This is a genomic window from Methylocella sp., from assembly GCF_044226135.1.
Lineage (GTDB): Bacteria > Pseudomonadota > Alphaproteobacteria > Rhizobiales > Beijerinckiaceae > Methylocapsa.
This window is the reverse complement of sequence record NZ_JBGAHM010000008.1, coordinates 26,896-42,803: the sequence shown is the minus strand read 5'-3', so window position 1 is coordinate 42,803 and position 15,908 is coordinate 26,896. Positions and strand designations below refer to the sequence as shown.

At 69.3% G+C, this 15,908-nt stretch carries 10 protein-coding genes and 1 tRNA gene; 5 read left to right on the top strand and 6 right to left on the bottom strand.

Annotated elements, in window-relative coordinates; translation table 11 throughout:
- The first annotated feature begins 1 nt into the window (after nucleotide 1).
- The 3 genes from ACILRB_RS05780 (at nucleotide 2) to ACILRB_RS05770 (ending at nucleotide 7,668) form a co-directional block, all read left to right on the top strand.
- Nucleotides 2-1,801 (top strand): ShlB/FhaC/HecB family hemolysin secretion/activation protein, encoded by a 1,800-nt coding sequence (locus ACILRB_RS05780; RefSeq protein WP_395665342.1) that lies wholly within the window; start codon nucleotides 2-4, stop codon nucleotides 1,799-1,801.
- 191 nt (nucleotides 1,802-1,992) lie between these two features.
- Nucleotides 1,993-6,918: a beta strand repeat-containing protein gene (locus tag ACILRB_RS05775; protein ID WP_395665341.1), complete on the top strand. Its 4,926-nt coding sequence runs from the start codon at nucleotides 1,993-1,995 to the stop codon at nucleotides 6,916-6,918.
- 228 nt (nucleotides 6,919-7,146) lie between these two features.
- A complete protein-coding gene (locus ACILRB_RS05770; RefSeq protein ID WP_395665340.1) occupies nucleotides 7,147-7,668 on the top strand; it encodes a hypothetical protein in 522 nt (173 codons plus the stop codon).
- Nucleotides 7,669-8,038: 370 nt separating this feature from the next.
- Here the strand turns inward: ACILRB_RS05770 and ACILRB_RS05765 are convergent, their stop codons facing one another.
- The 5 genes from ACILRB_RS05765 to ACILRB_RS05745 all read right to left on the bottom strand — a co-directional run bounded on the left by ACILRB_RS05765 (nucleotide 8,039) and on the right by ACILRB_RS05745 (nucleotide 12,994).
- Nucleotides 8,039-8,878, bottom strand: a complete 840-nt coding sequence (locus tag ACILRB_RS05765) for a DJ-1/PfpI family protein (RefSeq protein WP_395665339.1) — start codon at nucleotides 8,876-8,878, stop codon at nucleotides 8,039-8,041.
- Between the two features lie 10 nt (nucleotides 8,879-8,888).
- Nucleotides 8,889-11,114, bottom strand: a complete 2,226-nt coding sequence (locus ACILRB_RS05760; RefSeq protein ID WP_395665338.1) for a TonB-dependent siderophore receptor — start codon at nucleotides 11,112-11,114, stop codon at nucleotides 8,889-8,891.
- Nucleotides 11,115-11,213: 99 nt separating this feature from the next.
- Nucleotides 11,214-11,558: a hypothetical protein gene (locus tag ACILRB_RS05755; RefSeq protein WP_395665337.1), complete on the bottom strand. Its 345-nt coding sequence runs from the start codon at nucleotides 11,556-11,558 to the stop codon at nucleotides 11,214-11,216.
- A gap of 477 nt (nucleotides 11,559-12,035) precedes the next feature.
- Nucleotides 12,036-12,125, bottom strand: a tRNA-Ser gene (locus ACILRB_RS05750).
- 362 nt (nucleotides 12,126-12,487) lie between these two features.
- Nucleotides 12,488-12,994 carry a GNAT family N-acetyltransferase gene (locus tag ACILRB_RS05745; RefSeq protein ID WP_395665336.1) on the bottom strand — a complete coding sequence of 169 codons (507 nt, stop codon included), beginning with the start codon at nucleotides 12,992-12,994 and terminating at the stop codon, nucleotides 12,488-12,490.
- 103 nt (nucleotides 12,995-13,097) lie between these two features.
- On the opposite strand from ACILRB_RS05745, the gene mbfA reads away from it, so the two are divergent.
- Together mbfA and ACILRB_RS05735 are read left to right on the top strand one after the other, a co-directional pair.
- Nucleotides 13,098-14,069: an iron exporter MbfA gene (gene mbfA, locus ACILRB_RS05740; RefSeq protein ID WP_395665335.1), complete on the top strand. Its 972-nt coding sequence runs from the start codon at nucleotides 13,098-13,100 to the stop codon at nucleotides 14,067-14,069.
- Nucleotides 14,070-14,091: 22 nt separating this feature from the next.
- Nucleotides 14,092-15,015, top strand: a complete 924-nt coding sequence (locus ACILRB_RS05735) for a metallophosphoesterase family protein (RefSeq protein ID WP_395665334.1) — start codon at nucleotides 14,092-14,094, stop codon at nucleotides 15,013-15,015.
- A gap of 197 nt (nucleotides 15,016-15,212) precedes the next feature.
- Here ACILRB_RS05735 and ACILRB_RS05730 read toward each other — a convergent pair whose 3' ends face one another.
- On the bottom strand, nucleotides 15,213-15,830 hold the full coding sequence (locus ACILRB_RS05730; RefSeq protein ID WP_395665333.1) for a L,D-transpeptidase: 618 nt from the start codon (nucleotides 15,828-15,830) through the stop codon (nucleotides 15,213-15,215).
- Nucleotides 15,831-15,908: the final 78 nt, after the last annotated feature.

Sequence of the window (15,908 nt, the reverse complement as noted above, 5' to 3'; positions counted from 1 at the left end):
AGTGAGATATCGGGCAGGCGACGCGGCGAGGCTCGACGGCGCTCTGGCGCCCGCCCCGCGCCGCCGCGCGCTTATGGGCGCGATGGTTCTCGCCATAGCGGCTCTTGCCGCCACCGGAGCCTTCGCCCAGACCGCGAGCCAGATCACGCCACAGTCGTTCCGGCCGCCCGAAGAGCGTCCCGCGGCCGGCGCGGCGCTCGCGCCCGTCGAAGCCGCGCCCGCGCCCGAAGGCGCCGACCGCCTTTTCGTCACGCTCTCGGGCGTCGACGTCGAAGACGCCTTCGCCGGCATGGACGAGGCCGGGCGCGCCGTCGCGGCGCGGCTGGTCGGCCGGCGCGTTTCGGGCGCGGAGATTTTCGCCGCTTCGAGCGCGCTCGAAGCGGCCTATGCGAAGGCGGGCTTCGTCCTCGTCCGCGTGGTCCTGCCGCCGCAGACCCTCGTCGACGGCGGCCGGCTGAAGCTCGTCGTGGTCGACGGCTTCATCGAGCGCGTCGACGCGCAGGGCGTGCCGGAGCGCGCGCGGGCGCGGGTCGAAGCCGTTCTCGCGCCGCTGGCCGGCCGGCGCGGCCTGACGCTCGCCGAGATCGAGCGCCGCGTTCTCCTCGCCGGCGACGCGCCCGGGGTTCTGCTGCGCTCGACGCTCGCCCCCGGGACGGGGCAGGGCGCGACGGTCCTCGTCGTCGAGGCGAATTATGAGCCCATGGGCGGGCTCGTCTCGGTCGACAATTCGCTTTCGGCCTCGCTCGGGCGCTGGAGCCTGGGGACGGGCCTCGACCTCAATGGCGTCTTCGGCCTCGGCGAGCTCGTCTATCTGCGCGCGACCGGCGATCCGAACGCGGGCCAATACGGCTTTCTGAATGAAACTCCGCGCAACAGGGCGCTGGCGGCGGGCCTCGTCCTGCCGCTCGGGGCCGACGGGGCGAGCTTCAACCTCGAGGCGACGCAGGCGCGCGCCAACGCCATCCCGACCGAAGGCGTCTCCCGCGCCTCAAGCTTCACGCGCGCTTCGGCGCGGCTGCGCTATCCCTTCGTCCGCGCCCGCGCGCTCAACCTCAACGGGGAGATCTCCTTCGACGCCGTCGAGGAGCGCCAGAACCTCGTCGTCGCCGCGGGCTCGATTCCGCTCGCGCGCGACCGCCTGCGCGTCATGCGGCTGACGGGCGACGGCAATTGGGAGGCGCCCTGGGGCGGCGTGCTCGCCGCGCGCGCGACAGCCTCCTTCGGGCTCGACGGGCTCGGCGCGCGCGGGACGCAGCCCGCCGACGCGCCCGTTCCGCTGACCCGGCAGTTCGCCGACGCGAGCTTTTCAAAGATCGACGCGTTCGCCTCCTATGCGCAGCCTGTCGTCGAGCATCTGTCGGTCGCGGGCTTCGTCCGCGCCCAGACCTCGTTCGGGCAGGCGCTGCCGCAGAGCGAGCAGATCGGCCTCGCGACGCCGACCGGGCTTTCGTCCTTCGACGCCGGAACGGTCCAGGGCGACTCCGGCGTCGCGCTGCGCGCGGAGATCGCCTCGCCCTGGAATCTTCCGGCCGCGGACGGCGTCGTCGTCACGCTGTCGCCCTATCTGTTCGGCGCGGTCGGCGCGACCGCCTTCGCCCGGCCGACCGAGCTTGAGAGCGCGGTCCGGCGCGCCGCCGCCTATGGGCTCGGGCTGCGCGTCGCGGGCGTGCAGAAGGGCGGCTTCGCCGCGGGCTCGCTGTCGCTTGAATGGGGCCGGCGGGGGGGGGGAAGCGGCGGCTTTTTCGAGGCCCGTCCGCAGGGCGGCGACCGTTTCATGCTCGCGGTCTCCCTGAAGCTTTAAGGCGGCTTCAGCGAAGGGCGCAGGCGTTCGCGTAAAGAAACAGGGCGATAGAGCGTGGCGGCGCGCCGGCGTTCGCCGCCACGCGCCAGGGCCACGCCGGCGTTGAAACCGTCATGCGGCCGTGCTTTGATGAATCACATATGAGATATAATGGCGTTTCCCGGCTTTAATTCATTCATTGAAAGAGCGTCATGCCTCGCAATGTCGCCGGCCTCGGCTCCGCCCTGCTCGCTTCCACCGCGCTGACGGCGGCGGCGTCGCCCGCCTTGGCGCAGGCGCTGCCGACGGGCGCGAACGTGGTCTCGGGGTCCGTCGCCCTGTCGACTCCGAACGCCCAGTCGCTCGTCGTGCGGCAGGGGTCGCCGACGGCGATCGTCAACTGGCAGGGGTTTTCGATCGGCGAGGCCGGTTCGGTCACGTTCCAGCAGCCGTCCGCGACGGCGGCGATCCTGAACCGGGTGACGGGGTCGGCGCCCTCGACCCTCGCCGGCCGGCTCGACGCCAACGGGCAGGTGTTCCTGGTCAATCCCAACGGAATCGCCATCACGGCGACGGGCGTCGTCAGCGCCGCGGGCTTCGTCGCCTCGACGCTCGCGATCACGGACGAGGATTTCAGGAAGGGCAAATATGCCTTCAGGGGCTCGGGCGCTTCGGCCGAGGTCTCGAACGCCGGAACGATCAACATCGGCCGGGGCGGCTACGCCGCGCTGATCGGCGGGACGGTCTCGAACGCCGGCGTGATCGAGGCCCCGCTCGGCCGCGTCGGCTTCGGCTCCGGCGAGATGGCGACGCTCGATCTTTCTGGCGACGGCTTCCTTCAGGTCGCGATGCCGACGAAATCTGGCGGCGACAAGGCGTTGATCCGCCATTCGGGGACGATCAGGGCCAATGGCGGGCGCGTCGTGATGACCGCCGCGACCGCGCGCGAGGCGGCGCGCAACGCCGTGAACCTGTCGGGCGTCGTGCAGGCGCGCAGCGTGTCCGGCCGCTCGGGCGCGATCGTGATCGGCGGCGGGCCGGGCGGGGCGGTCAATGTCTCGGGCCGGCTCAGCGTGTCGGGCGGCCGGACGCACGCCGGCGGCGCCATCGCCATTTCGGGCCGCGCCGTCGCGGTTTCGGGGCGCCTTGACGCCTCGGGCGCCAGAGGCGGCGCGATCGCGCTCTCGGGCGAAAGCGTCAGGCTGTCCGGCCGCGCCGCGGCGCGCGGCTTTGCGCAGGGGGGCGGCCTCGTGACGCTCTCCGGCGACGTGCTCGAAATTCTCGGCGCCGTCGACGTCTCGGGCGCTTCGGGCGGCGGCGCGATCACGGTCGCCGCGCAAAAATCGGCGACGGCCGGCGCGGCGGCGAGGCTGAAGGCCGACGCGACCGACGCGGGGAACGGCGGCGCGGTTTCGATCGTCTCGAAGGGCGTGGCGAGCGTTAAGGGCGCGCTGTCGGCGCGGGGCGGCGCGCAGGGCGGCGACGGCGGCTTTATCGAGACCTCGGGAACGAGCGTCGATTTCCTGACCGCGAAGATCGACGCCGCGGCGCCGAAGGGCGCGGCCGGAAACTGGCTGATCGACCCGACCGACCTCATGATCGGAACGGCCGAGGCGGCCGCCATCTCGTCCGGCCTCGCCACGGCCAATGTGACCGTGGCGACGCCGGCGGCCGGAAGCCAGGCCGGCGACATCGCCGTCGCCGCGCCGATTTCGTGGGCGAGCGCCAACAGGCTGACGCTCGACGCGGCGAACGCCGTCACGATCGACGCCCCCATAACCATCTCGGGGGCCGGCAAGCTGTCGCTGATCGCGGCCTTCGACCCGGCCGTTGCGGGCCTGCCGCTGATCTCCTTCGGCGAAGGCGCGAGCGTCCAGTATACGGGCGCGCCCAACGCCGGACAGGCGCTGAGCGTGAACGGGCAGGCCTATGCGCTGCTCTACTCCATGGCCGACCTCGCCGGGGTCAACGCCAACCTGTCTGGAGCCTACGCCCTGGCGCGGCCCGTCGACGCGGGCGGCGCGAGCCATGGGCGCGCCCTGATCGCGCCGGGCTACGCCGCGCAGTTCAACGGAAAATTCGAGGGGCTCGGCAACAGCGTGGCGCGCTTTTCCGTCGCCACGACGGAAAACTATTTCCATGCGGGGCTGTTCGGCTATGTCGGCGGCCAGGGGGTCGTCACGCATCTCGGCGTCGTCGACGGCGCCGCCGCCACGACGGAGGACGTCGCGGTCGCCGGCGGGCTCGCCGGATACAATGGCGGCGTCATATCGCAGTCCTGGTCGAGCATGGACGTGACGGGCGGCATCTGGGGGGCGGGAAGCCTCGTCGGTCAGAACGCCGGCTCGATCGTCGACTCCCATGCGTCGGGCGCGGCCCTTGGGTCGCGGACCGTCGGCGGCCTCGTCGGCGAGAACGACGGCCTGATCGCGCGCTCCCATGCGTCAGGGACCGCGACCGGCTCCGACGTGGGCTCGTTCTATGTGGGCGGCCTCGTCGGGACCAATCAGTCGGGGACGATCACGGACTCCTACGCCACGGGCGCAGCGACCGCCTATTCCGAGGTCGGCGGCCTCGTCGGCGCGACGTTCAGGGGCGCCATCGCGCGGTCCTACGCGACGGGCGCCGTGACCGGCGCGCCGAGCCTCCCCACCTATGTGACGACCGACGTCGGCGGCTTCGTCGGGTCGAATTTCCATACGCGGATCTCGCAAAGCCACGCTTCGGGGCCCGTCAGCGCCGGAGCCGGGGCGAACCGGGTCGGCGGCTTCGCCGGCCTGAACTATGACGAGACGATCAGCCAGTCCTACGCCACGGGCTCCGTGACTGCGGGCGAAGGCGCGCGGCAGGTCGGCGGCTTCGTGGGCGCGAACATCGGCGGCTCCAACGGAACGACGCAGCACAGCGTCGTCACGCAAAGCTACGCCTCGGGCGCGGTCTCCGCCGGGCCCGGCTCGCGACAGGTCGGCGGCTTCGTCGGCGCGAACTTCGGGTCGGCCGCCGGCGCGCCTGTGGGGCTCAGCGTCGTCAGCCAGAGCTATGCGACCGGCGCGGTCACGGTCGCGCCCGGCGCGGGGGGCGACGCCGTCGGCGGCTTTGCGGGGTCGAACGGCCTCGTCGACACGAACGGCGACGCTTATTTCGGCTTTATCTCGCAGGCCTATGCGACGGGCGCGGTCGGCCGGGGCGTCGCCGCGACCGCCGGCTTCACCGGCCGCAACATGGGCGCGGTCACGCAGTCCTATTGGGACAAGACGACCACCGGCCAGATCGGCGGCGTCGCCGTCAACGCCGGGACCTTCGACGCGAATGGCCTTTCGACCGACGCATTCTTCAAGACCGCCAGCTTCGCCGGCTGGACCTTCGGGACCACGCCCGGGGCCTCGGGCTGGGTCATCGTCGACAATGGCGGCACGCTCAACAACGCCGGCGGTCAGGCCGGCGGAACCCGGCCGATGCTCCTGTCCGAATATGCGACCGACATCGTCAACCTGCATCAGCTCCAGCTGGCGGCGCTCGCGCCCGCGGCCGCCTATGCGCTCAAGGCCGATCTCGACTTCGGCGCGGCGCAGACCGACCGCTCGGACATGTGGCGAACGGCGGCGGGCGCGCCCTGGTTCGGCTACGGCTTCGTGCCGATCGGAACCTGGGCGCCGCAGTTCACGGGAACGTTCGACGGCGGCGGCCACAAGATCTCGAATCTCGGGATCTACCGGCCGTTTACGTCAAACGTCGGCCTGTTCGGCTATGTCGGCGTGGGCGGCGTGGTGAAAAACATCGAACTCGCCGTCGCCTCGGTCACCGGCTATGACCGCGTCGGCGCGCTCGTCGGCACGAACGCCGGCCTCGTCGAGAACGCTTCGGCGTCGGCTTCGGTCATGGGTCAATTCCACACCGGCGCCCTCGTCGGGTGGAACTCCGGCTCGATCGTCAACGCGGCGTCGCTCTCCGGCGCGGTTTCGAGCCCCAGCGCCAGCTCGACGCCGGTGGGCGAGGTCGATCTCGGCGGCCTCGTCGGCCGCAACGACGGCGCGATCCGCCAGTCTCACGCCGCGGCGACGGTGAGCTACGGCCGCGACCTCAACGGCGCCGTCGGGCCGTGGCGGTTCGGCGGCCTCGCCGGGACCAACACGGGGCTGATCGAGGGCTCGGACGCGTCGGGCGCCGTCGATGTCACGCCCGAAGCCATCGGCTATGACGCCGGCGCGACGCCGTTCATGGCCGGCGGCCTCGTCGGCCGCAACGACGGCGTCGTGCGCGACTCGTCCGCGACCGGGGGCGTCTTCTTCTATGTCGTCGCCGACCCCGCCGCCGCGGCGAACGTCAGCGTCGCCGCGGGCGGCCTCGCCGGTTTCAACGCCGGCTCCATCCTCCGCTCTCACGCCGACGGCGCGACATGGGCTAAAGCCTCGCGCTCCTGCTGCCAGGCCCCGTTCGTGGCGTCGGGCGGGCTCGTCGGGATCAACGCCGCTTCGGGCCTGATCAGCCAGTCCTACGCCACGGGCGGCGCGGCCGCCATGGCGGTCAAGACGACAGGCCTCGACCTCACGTCGCCACACGCCTCGGGCGGCGGGCTCGTGGGTGAAAATTATGGCGCGATCGAACGCGCCTATGCGCTCGGGCCGGCGTCGGCCACCGCCGTCAACCTCAATGATTTCTTCTGGCCCGTCGTGCCCGGGGCGCATCTCGCGCAGGCCGACGCCGGCGGCCTCGTCGGCTATAATTCGGGCTCCATCCTGAATTCTTACGCGCGCGCCCAGGCGACCGCCTATGTGGACACCGCGGTCGGAGGCAACCCGGCGACCTCGGCGCGCCCCGTCGCCGGCGGCCTCATCGGGCGCAACAGCGGCGTGGTCGAGGCCGTCTATGCGGCCGGGGTCGTCTCTTCGACGATAGCGTATTTCGCCGACGGCGCCGCCGGCGGCCTCGTCGGCTCGAATACGGGTTCGGTCTCGACCGCCTACTGGGACGTCGAGGCCACGACGCAGGCCGCCGGCTTCTGGGCCAACACGGGCCAGTTCTCGGCTGCGGGACTCACCACGCAGCAGCTCAAGGCCGCGCTTCCCCAAGGCTTCGATCCGGCTGTCTGGAGCATCGTTCCGGGCGTGACCTATCCCTTTCTGAAGCCCGCGCCATAGGGCCCGCGACGCCGCGCTAACCGCCCGCTCCTCAAGCCCTGAGCCGCCCGGGGCGGCGTCGCGCGCCGGCGGATCGACAGGAACGCCCGCCGGCGGGGAGCGTCCCGCCGCTCAGGAAGGCGTGATCTTGGAGCCTGCGCGCGTGCGCCGGAGCCGATAAGATGGTAATTTCTAATATAATTTCAGTGAGATAAGATAATGCGCCCGGTCTCTGGCCGCCGCGAGTTCTTGATCTCCGGCGTTGGCGCCGGATTGTGCGCAATCGGCGCCCCTGTCGCCCCTGGGGCCCTGCGTGAGGGTCCGGTCGTCCTCAAGCCATTCGCCCATAGCCACGTCGTCGCCAGCTTCGCCCAGGGCCTGTTCTTCTGCGACGACGCCATGCCGCTCCCGTTGAGCCAAGCGCTCGAAGCCGAACTTGCACGAACGGACATGCCGAACGACACTCCCTTCTCGTGGTCGCAGGACGGCGACGGCGAACGGGCGAAGAGGGACGGCGACAGGCAAGAGCGCCGCCGCGCCGATTTTTTTGCCCAGGCGGCGGTCGACTATTTTGCGCCTCTGGCGTTGCGTCGCGCAGGCTACGGACACATGGCGACTGACGTCGCAAGCCGAACGCTTCGCCCGTCTGAAGCGCAGCATATGATCGGGTGGATGCAGGGTATTTTTTCACCCGCACGCTCCTCGATGCTTCCTTCTATGACGATGAGGTCATCGCCTGCGACGCGGCGTGGGTTTGGAACTTCGCCGTGACGGCGATGAACACGGCAATCGCCCTGCGGCCCGAACCGCGCGCATCGCTCTGACGCGCCGTTTCCCCCCTCATTGAGCGCCCTGAATCGTGAAAACACGCCCGCCAGGGCCGGTGGTGGAGGAAGGCGCGCGGATCTCGCTCAATGTCTTGCGCTTAAAGGGGCGGGTGAGACGCTGCGTCTCGATCCGTGACCGGGGACAAGCCCGGCCTTCCGGAGCCTCTTCGAGATACGCGTCTGACAACCCGGCTCCTGCGCCTTGAGGCGCGCCGGCGCCGCGGGATCGAAGCCGACGTGGCGGGAGCCTTCGCCGGCCTGTTCGAGCAGCCAGGGCTGCGCGATCTGCCTGACAGAGCTGTGGGCGCGCCCGCTCACAATGCGCGCGCCCGGATGAAGGCGTCGCGTCCGACCTTCGTCGCCTCCGTCAGAAAGTCGGTCATCATGCCTTCGAGAAGGGCTGTCGCCTCGGGCGGCGCCGTCTGCGGCGTTCCGGCGTCGAACGGCGGCTGCGGCGCGTATTCCGCCATGAGCTGCACGGCTTCGGCGTAGGCGCGGTCGCGCAGCGCGCCGACGAGCGTGAGCCCCAGATCGAGTCCCGCGGTGACGCCCGCGCCGGTGAAGCGATTGCGGTCGCGCACGACGCGCGCGTCGACGGGAATGGCGCCGAACTCGGGCAGCAGCGCGCGCGCCGTCCAGTGCGAGGTCGCCCGGTAGCCGTCAAGCAAGCCCGCCGCGCCAAGCAGCAAGGATCCGGTGCAGACGGACGTCACATATCTGGCGCGCCCTCCGCGCGACTTGAGGAAGCGCAGCGTCACGTCGTCGCGCATGGCGGCGAGCGTGCCGCGCGATCCGCCGGGAACGCATAGAATGTCGAGATCCTCGGGGCATTCGTCGAACGACGCCGAAGGGGTCAGGACAAGTCCGGCGTCGCTCGTCACGGGATCGTGGGTCTTGGCCACGATCATGGTCGTCGCGCCCATGAGATTGGTGAACATGTAATGCGGCCCGAGCGCGTCAAGCGCCGTGAATTCCGGATAGATCAGGATGGCGATCTTCTCGCTTCCCATCCACCCGGGCGGCATCCCCGACATGTCATGAACCGGCAAGTCGGGCGCGCTGTCCGAAGCCCCATTGGCGCGGGCGTTTGACGCCGCCGCGATCAAGGGCGAGATGAGCCCGGCGAGAGCAAGATCGCGACGCGTCAAAGCCATTCGCCCCTCCTCAGTTAAAAGTCCACGAGAGCTTGCCGAAGACGCCGCGTCCTTCGCCCACGGCGACGCGGCCGCCCCAGTAGTTATAGGGAACGAAAAAGCGCTCGCCAGCGAGGTTCTTGACGGTGACCGAGGCCTTGAAATGCGCCGTCTCATAGGCGAGCTTGGCGTCGAAGGTCACATAGCCTGGCGTCTTGTAGACATTGGCCGGATCGACATAGGCGCTCGAGGCCGCATACATGCCGACGCCCGTGCTCCACCCGTCGAGCACGCCCGGATCGAAGGTGTAGTTCGCCCAGATCCGGCCCGACGTCGGCGCCACGATGTTGAGCCGGTTTCCGGCCGCGGCGACGCCGGGCACGTCGTTGACCTGCGTCGCGTCGATGAAGGCGAAGCTGCCAAGCACCTGCAGATTGCGATTGGGCTGCCACAGAAGATCGGCCTCGACGCCGCGCGAGCGCTGCTGGCCGAAGCCGCCAATGACCGGACCAACCGAAATCGGAACGCCCGTATGGTTGATCTCGAACAGGGCGGTCGATCCGGTGAAGCCATGGCCGAGATCGAATTTCAGCCCGACCTCCGCCTGCCGGGAAAATTCCGGCTGCGCGGCGCCGGTGTAGATGAACCAGGGATTGGCTTTCATGCCTTGCGAATAGCTCGCATAGGCCGAGACGCCGCCGAAGAGATCGACGAGGAGGCCGACCTGCGGGAGGAGCCGCGTCGCGTCCTGCGTCTGTTCAGTCATGGAAAGCGGATATGAATTGTCGATCTGGAGCGTGGCGAGCCTTAGCGATCCGAGGAAATGCGCTCGCTCGAACAGCGTCGACTGGATCTGCGCATAGACGCCGGCCGTCGTGTAGGTGTTGTGGCCGTCGATCATGACGTTGGCGTTCTGCGGTCCCGCAACTGGATCGGTGAACGGCGGATAGACCGGGCTCTGCAGATTGACATAGCCGAGCGTGAAGATGTCGTTGAGATTCCCCCACATGTCGCTATTGTCATAGAGATAGCTGAAGTCGGCGCCGAACAGGATCGTGTTGTCCGTTGGGCCCGCCTTGAATTTCGCCTTTGCGTTGGCGACGATCTCGCCTTCCGTCTCCTCCTGATGCATGGCGATATTGAGCAGATTCCAGTACGAGGGCGCCGCCGCCGGAGCATTGCCGGCGAAATCGAAGCCGGCCGAAAAGCTCTGCGCCATTTCCTTGAACTGGGTATGAGCGAAACGCGCCTGAATGTTGGTTGACCAGGTCTCGTCGAAGCTGTGGTCGAAGATCGCGGTCACGCTCTGCGTGCGCGACCAGGACGGCGGCATGTTCGGCGGCCCGATATACATGTTGGGATTAAGGCGGAACGAGCCGGTCACCGTGCCGGTCGCGGGCAAGCCCTGATATTCCTGTTGCTCCCAGTTCGTGAAGCTCGCCCGTATGGTCAGCGTCGTATCCGACTTATTGGTGAAGGTCAGGGTCGGATTGAACGAATAGCGATGCAGATCGAGCACGTCGACGAAGGAGTTCGACGAGGTGTATTCGCCGGTCATGCGGAACAGGACGGTTCCGTCCTTCGTGACCGGCGTGTTCACGTCGAAATAGGGCTGGACGAAATTATAGCTGCCGAAGGTGAAGCCGAGCTCGGCGAAGGCTTTGTCGATCGGCAGCTTGGAGACGAGATTGACCACGCCGCCGAGCGGGGCGCCGGCGCCGCCGCCATAAAGAATGGCGTTCGGCCCTTTCAGAACCTCGATCCGCTCCACATTGATCAGCGAGTCGCGGTCGCCGCCGCCATATAGATTGGTGAAGCCGTCGACCCATTGCTGGGCCGGAAAGCCACGGATGTAGACCGAGGTGAAGGCCGGCGTTTGCAGCGGGTTTGTGCCCTGCGTCGCGCTGACGTTGCGCAGCGTCTCGGCGACCGAGAGATTGTCCTGGTCGTCGATCACCGAACGGGGGATGACCTCAATCGACAGGGGAATCTGCTGGATCGGCGTTTCGGTGCGTGTCGCGCCCGTCGCGGTGAGGGCGCGGTAGCCTTGCACGGGACCGGCCGTGGTTTGCACGATCGGCGGCCCATCGGGGTTGGCCATCGGTTCGACGACGACGGGCGGAAGGTCTGGAGCGTCCTGGCCAAAGGCCGACGTCGCGCCGAGCGCGCCGAAGCAGATGAGCGGAGCGAGCGAGCCGATGATCGCGCTTGTCGCGCGCAGCGCTTTGTCGAGTCGGAGAATGGATGGGGTCGTCATGGCGAAATCCATCGCGGCATGGCCTGCGCGGGCGCGCGGCCGATTGCGGCGGTTCACGAGAATGGACGGGATTTGGAAGGGTCGCCGCGCGAGGCGGCGTCAGGCGGCGATCGGCGGGCCGCGCGGCTGGCAGGACTCGGGCGGCCCGCCGGCGCGGCGGCCGCTCTCCAGGGCGATCTCGAACCGCAGTTCGATGGCGAAGCGGTCGATCAGGAGGCTCGCCGGCGGCGGCGCAAACGACGCCGCGTCGATGCGGCAGAAGCAGAGCGGGCAGTGATATTTCGGAAGCGGGGCGCTGTCGGCGGCGCCGTCGACAGCCGGGGCGCCGACGCAGATACGCCACAGGCCGCCGTCGGCCAAACCGACCGGCAGGCTGGCGGCCAGCGCGCTCGTCAGCACGATCTGGAGGACGAGCGCGTAAATGGCCGCGCATGTCGCGACCATCCCGAACGTTTTAAATCGTCTCCTGAACCCGATCATGCGCGCCTTCCGAGCGCCCTTCGTAACATGACGGCTGACCTGCCGGAACGGCCTGCGCCGCCACCCAGAACCCCGCGACGCCGAATTCACGCAGATGTCGCTACGGCGCCACGGACGGCGCTGGACTAACGGTCGCGCGCCGCGCGAAACGGGCTTCGCCGCCGCCGCCGCGTCTCCCGCGCCTCGAGCGAAAGAACGCCCGGCGCAGGACGCGTCGATCAAAGCCGGAGGCAGACGGCGGCGCAGACGGTTGAGGCGCAACGACGCGCCTTCGTCGCGGAACGGCCGATCAGCGCCCGTGCGGGAAGGCCGCCGGCTGCAGCGGGCGCATGGAAGATCTCGACCCGCGCGCCTTTCGCACGCGGGCGCGATTCGGACGTCGGCCCGATGGAGACGCCAGACGGAATCTATAAATTAATTCAGATGATTAGATAAAGCTGATGGCGGAGAGGGAGGGATTTGAACCCCCGATGAACTTGCGCCCATGCCGCATTTCGAGTGCGGTGCATTCAACCACTCTGCCACCTCTCCGTCTTTGCCTCCGCGTAGCGCGGGGGCGGATGCGAGCGCGGCTTTCGGGCCGCCCTCGCGTGTGGCTGCGGCGCACTTAGCATGGCGACAAAAGCGTTACAAGCGGCGTCGCGGCCCGCGCCGCCCGTCCGAACCCGGCCGCCGCGCCGCGTAAGGATTTTGGGGCGGAACCGGCGCAGGCTCCGGCCTCGTCCGCGTGTCGCGAAAGCGCGGGAGTTCGGGGCCGCGCCGCGCGAAAGCCCGGATTTCCGTCCGTCCGCCGAAGAGCGCGGCGAAACGCCCTGCCGCGCGACGGGGACCTCAATCCGCCCGGCCGCCGCGCCCCGGACGCCCCATGCGAGGCGCGCGACGGCGAAAAGCGCCTATCGCGCGCGCAGGCGGCGCACGCGCGCCCCGGCGGCCGCGAGCGCGCCGGGGACGAGTTCGCGATAAAGGAGCCGCGCCGGATCCACGGGGCCGATGAAGCGCAGCCTGCCGGGCGGGGCGCGGCGAAAGCCCATGCGCTCGTAATAGGGCAGGTCGCCGACCAGCAGCACGAGCGCGTGCCCGCCCTCGCGCGCCGCCTCAAGCGACTTCAGGACCAGAGCCTCGCCGATGCCGCCCGAGCGGAACGCCGGATCGACGGTGAGCGGCCCAAGCAGCAGCGCCGGCGCCTCGCCGCAGCGGATCCGCGTCATGCGGTTCGCGCCGACGAGCAGCGTGCCGACCCGCGCCACGAAAGACAGCGCATAGTCGGGCTCAAGCCCCTCGCGCAGCCGATAGGCTGAGCGGGCGTAGCGGCCGGGGCCGAAGGCGCGCTCGTCGAGCCGCTCGATGGCGGCGGCGTCGGCGGGGCCCTGCGGCGTCAGGGCGAGCGAAAGGTCTGGCATGGCTCGACGGCTTGGACTGCGACGGCGGGCAGGAAAGAAGAGCGACGCGGCTTTTGCAATGCCATAAAATTCATTTTAGAACTGTTCTATAATAGAGGCTCCGATGAAAAAATTCACAGATCTCTCCGAACGCGAAATCCTGTCGCTCGCGATCGCCTCCGAGGACGAGGACAATTGCGTCTACAGGCTGTTCGCCGAGGATCTGCGCGACCGTTATCCCGACACGGCGGCGATGTTCGAGACCGTCGCCGGAACCGAGCGGAGCCATAAGGAAAAGCTCCTCGACCTCTATCGCGCGCGTTTCGGCCAGACGGTCCTGCCGCTGCGCAAGGCGGACGTCGTCTCCTTCGTGCGGCGCCCGCCCATCTGGCTGACGCGCAACCTGTCGCTGCATGCGATCCGCCACGAGGCCGAGGCGCGCGAGGCGGAGACCGCGCGCTTCTACGAGGCGGCGGCGGCGAAGGTCAAGGATCCGCAGGCCCGCGCCCTGCTCATGATGCTCGCCAGGGACGAAAAGGGCCATGAGGCGCTCGCCGCCGAGCTCGAACGCGCGGTTTCCGTCTCGCCGGCGGGGACGGCGGAGATCGAGGCCGAGAAGCGGCGTTTCATCCTGCAATATGTCCAGCCCGGCCTCGCCGGGCTGATGGACGGCTCGGTCTCGACGCTCGCCCCGCTGTTCGCCGCGGCCTTCGCCACGCGCGACAACGGGCAGACCTTTCTCGTCGGCCTCGCCGCCTCGCTCGGCGCCGGCGTCAGCATGGGCTTCGCCGAGGCGCTGTCCGACGACGGGCGCATCAGCGGGCGCGGCTCGCCGGTCGCGCGCGGCGCCGTCTGCGGCGTGCTGACGGCGGCGGGCGGGCTTGGCCATTCGCTGCCCTATCTCGTGCCGGATTCGACGCCCAACGCCTTCATGACGGCGACCGCCATCGCCTCCGCGATCGTGTTCGTCGAATTGTGGATCATCGCCTATGTGCGGTCCCGCTACATGGACACGCCTTTCCTGAAGGCCGCGCTGCAGATCGTGCTCGGCGGCGCCATCGTGCTCGCGACGGGCGTGATCATCGGCGCGTCTTGACGGGGCGCGGCCGGCGCCGATAGTGGCGCGCGTGTCTTTTCGCCTCGCCCATCTGACCGACCCCCACATCGGACCCCTGCCGAGCTTGCGCCGCCGCGAGCTTCTCGGCAAGCGCGCCACCGGCTATTTCAACTGGCGGCGCGGCCGCCACCTCGTGCATGACATGGGCGTGCTCGCCCATATCGTCGCCGACATGCGGGCGCAGTCGCCCGACCATGTGGCGATGACCGGGGACATCACCAATCTCGGCCTGCCGGCCGAGTTTCAGGCCGCCCGCCGCTGGCTCGAAGGGCTGGGCGCGCCGGAAGACGTCAGCTTCGTGCCCGGCAATCATGACGCCTATGTGCGCGGCTCGCTGCCCGACCTCGCCCGCGCCTTCGCGCCCTGGACCACGGGCGGAACCGACCCCGACCGCGAGCGCCGCTACCCCTATCTGCGCGTGCGCGGGAAGGTCGCGGTCGTCGGCCTGTCGTCGGCCGTGCCGACGCCGATGTTCATCGCCTCGGGCCGGCTCGGCCGACGACAGATCGCCGAAGCCGAGGCGATTCTGGCGCGCTGCGGGCGCGAACATCTGGTGCGCGTCGTGCTGCTGCATCATCCGCCGCAGATCGATCCGGCGAGCCTCGCCCGCGGGCTGATCGACGCGCGCGACTTCTCGGACATGCTGCGCCGGCAGGGCGCGGAGCTGATCCTGCACGGCCACAACCACAAGGCCAGCGTGCGCTATCTCGAAGGGCCGCGCGGGCGCATTCCGGTCGTCGGCGCGCCGTCCGCCTCGTCGGCGCGCACCGCCGCGCGCCAGTGCGCCGCCTATCACGTCTTTGAAATCGAGGGGACGGGCCGCGATTACGAGATCAGGGGGTTTTCGCGCGGCGCGACGGAGGGCGGGATCGGCCCGCTCGGCCGGCTGGTCTTCGATCCTTCGGGCGCCCCCGCCGCCGCCTGAGCGCGGCGCGCCCCAAAGAAACACGCGCCCCAAAGAAAAAGGGGCGCGCCAAAAAAGCGCGCCCCGGGGCCGCGTCGGGGAGAGCGGGCCGTTTGACCGGAGCGCGTTCGGCGTTCATCAACTCGCGAACGCGCTCCAACATCTTGTTTTTCCGCATTTTCTTAACGTAAAAGTCTGCAACTCTTACTGAAGACGCTTTAGAGAACGTTGACCGGCGCGCCGACCTTCACGCGGTCATAAAGGTCGACCACGTCGTCATTGAGCAGGCGGATGCAGCCCGACGACACCGCCTGGCCGATGGTGTCGGGCTCGTTCGTGCCATGGATGCGGAACATGGTGTCGCCCGCGCCGTTGTAGAGATACATGGCGCGCGCGCCGAGCGGATTGTCGATCCCGCCGGCCATGTATTTCGGCAGGTCGGGGCGGCGCTTCAGCATGGCGGCCGGCGGCGTCCAGCCGGGCCATTGCGCGCGGCGGCCGACATAGGCGCGGCCCTGCCATTCAAACCCGTCGCGGCCGACGCCGACGTCGTAGCGCATCGCCTTGCCGCCTTCGAGCGACAGGTAGAGATAGCGGTTTTTCGTGTCGACCGTGATCACGCCGGGCTTTTCTTCGGTCGGATCGGGCACCAGCACGCGGGTCGACTGGACGGCGCGGGAAAGCTCCGTCGACAGGCTCGCCTGCTGCGCGCCCTGCGCGGGCTCGCGCCCCATGGCCGAAAGATCGTCGAACGCCTGCGCGCCGCCGGCGGCGAAAAGGGCGACAGACGCGGAAGCGGCGAAAAATCCCAAGCGGATCGACAGACGGATCGACATGTTCGGAACACCCCCCAAGGCTCGAACTCAACAGGACGACTCTATGCTCCAGTCGACGCTGAGCCTGTGCGATTTGTT

Excerpts from the sequence above, each read along its gene's own strand:
- ACILRB_RS05775 (WP_395665341.1), top strand. The coding sequence starts at position 1,993 with ATGCCTCGCAATGTCGCCGGCCTCGGCTCCGCCCTGCTCGCTTCCACC.
- ACILRB_RS05765 (WP_395665339.1), bottom strand. The coding sequence starts at position 8,878 with ATGGCTTTGACGCGTCGCGATCTTGCTCTCGCCGGGCTCATCTCGCCC.
- ACILRB_RS05760 (WP_395665338.1), bottom strand. The coding sequence starts at position 11,114 with ATGACGACCCCATCCATTCTCCGACTCGACAAAGCGCTGCGCGCGACA.
- ACILRB_RS05755 (WP_395665337.1), bottom strand. The coding sequence starts at position 11,558 with ATGGTCGCGACATGCGCGGCCATTTACGCGCTCGTCCTCCAGATCGTG.
- ACILRB_RS05745 (WP_395665336.1), bottom strand. The coding sequence starts at position 12,994 with ATGCCAGACCTTTCGCTCGCCCTGACGCCGCAGGGCCCCGCCGACGCC.
- mbfA (WP_395665335.1), top strand. The coding sequence starts at position 13,098 with ATGAAAAAATTCACAGATCTCTCCGAACGCGAAATCCTGTCGCTCGCG.
- ACILRB_RS05730 (WP_395665333.1), bottom strand. The coding sequence starts at position 15,830 with ATGTCGATCCGTCTGTCGATCCGCTTGGGATTTTTCGCCGCTTCCGCG.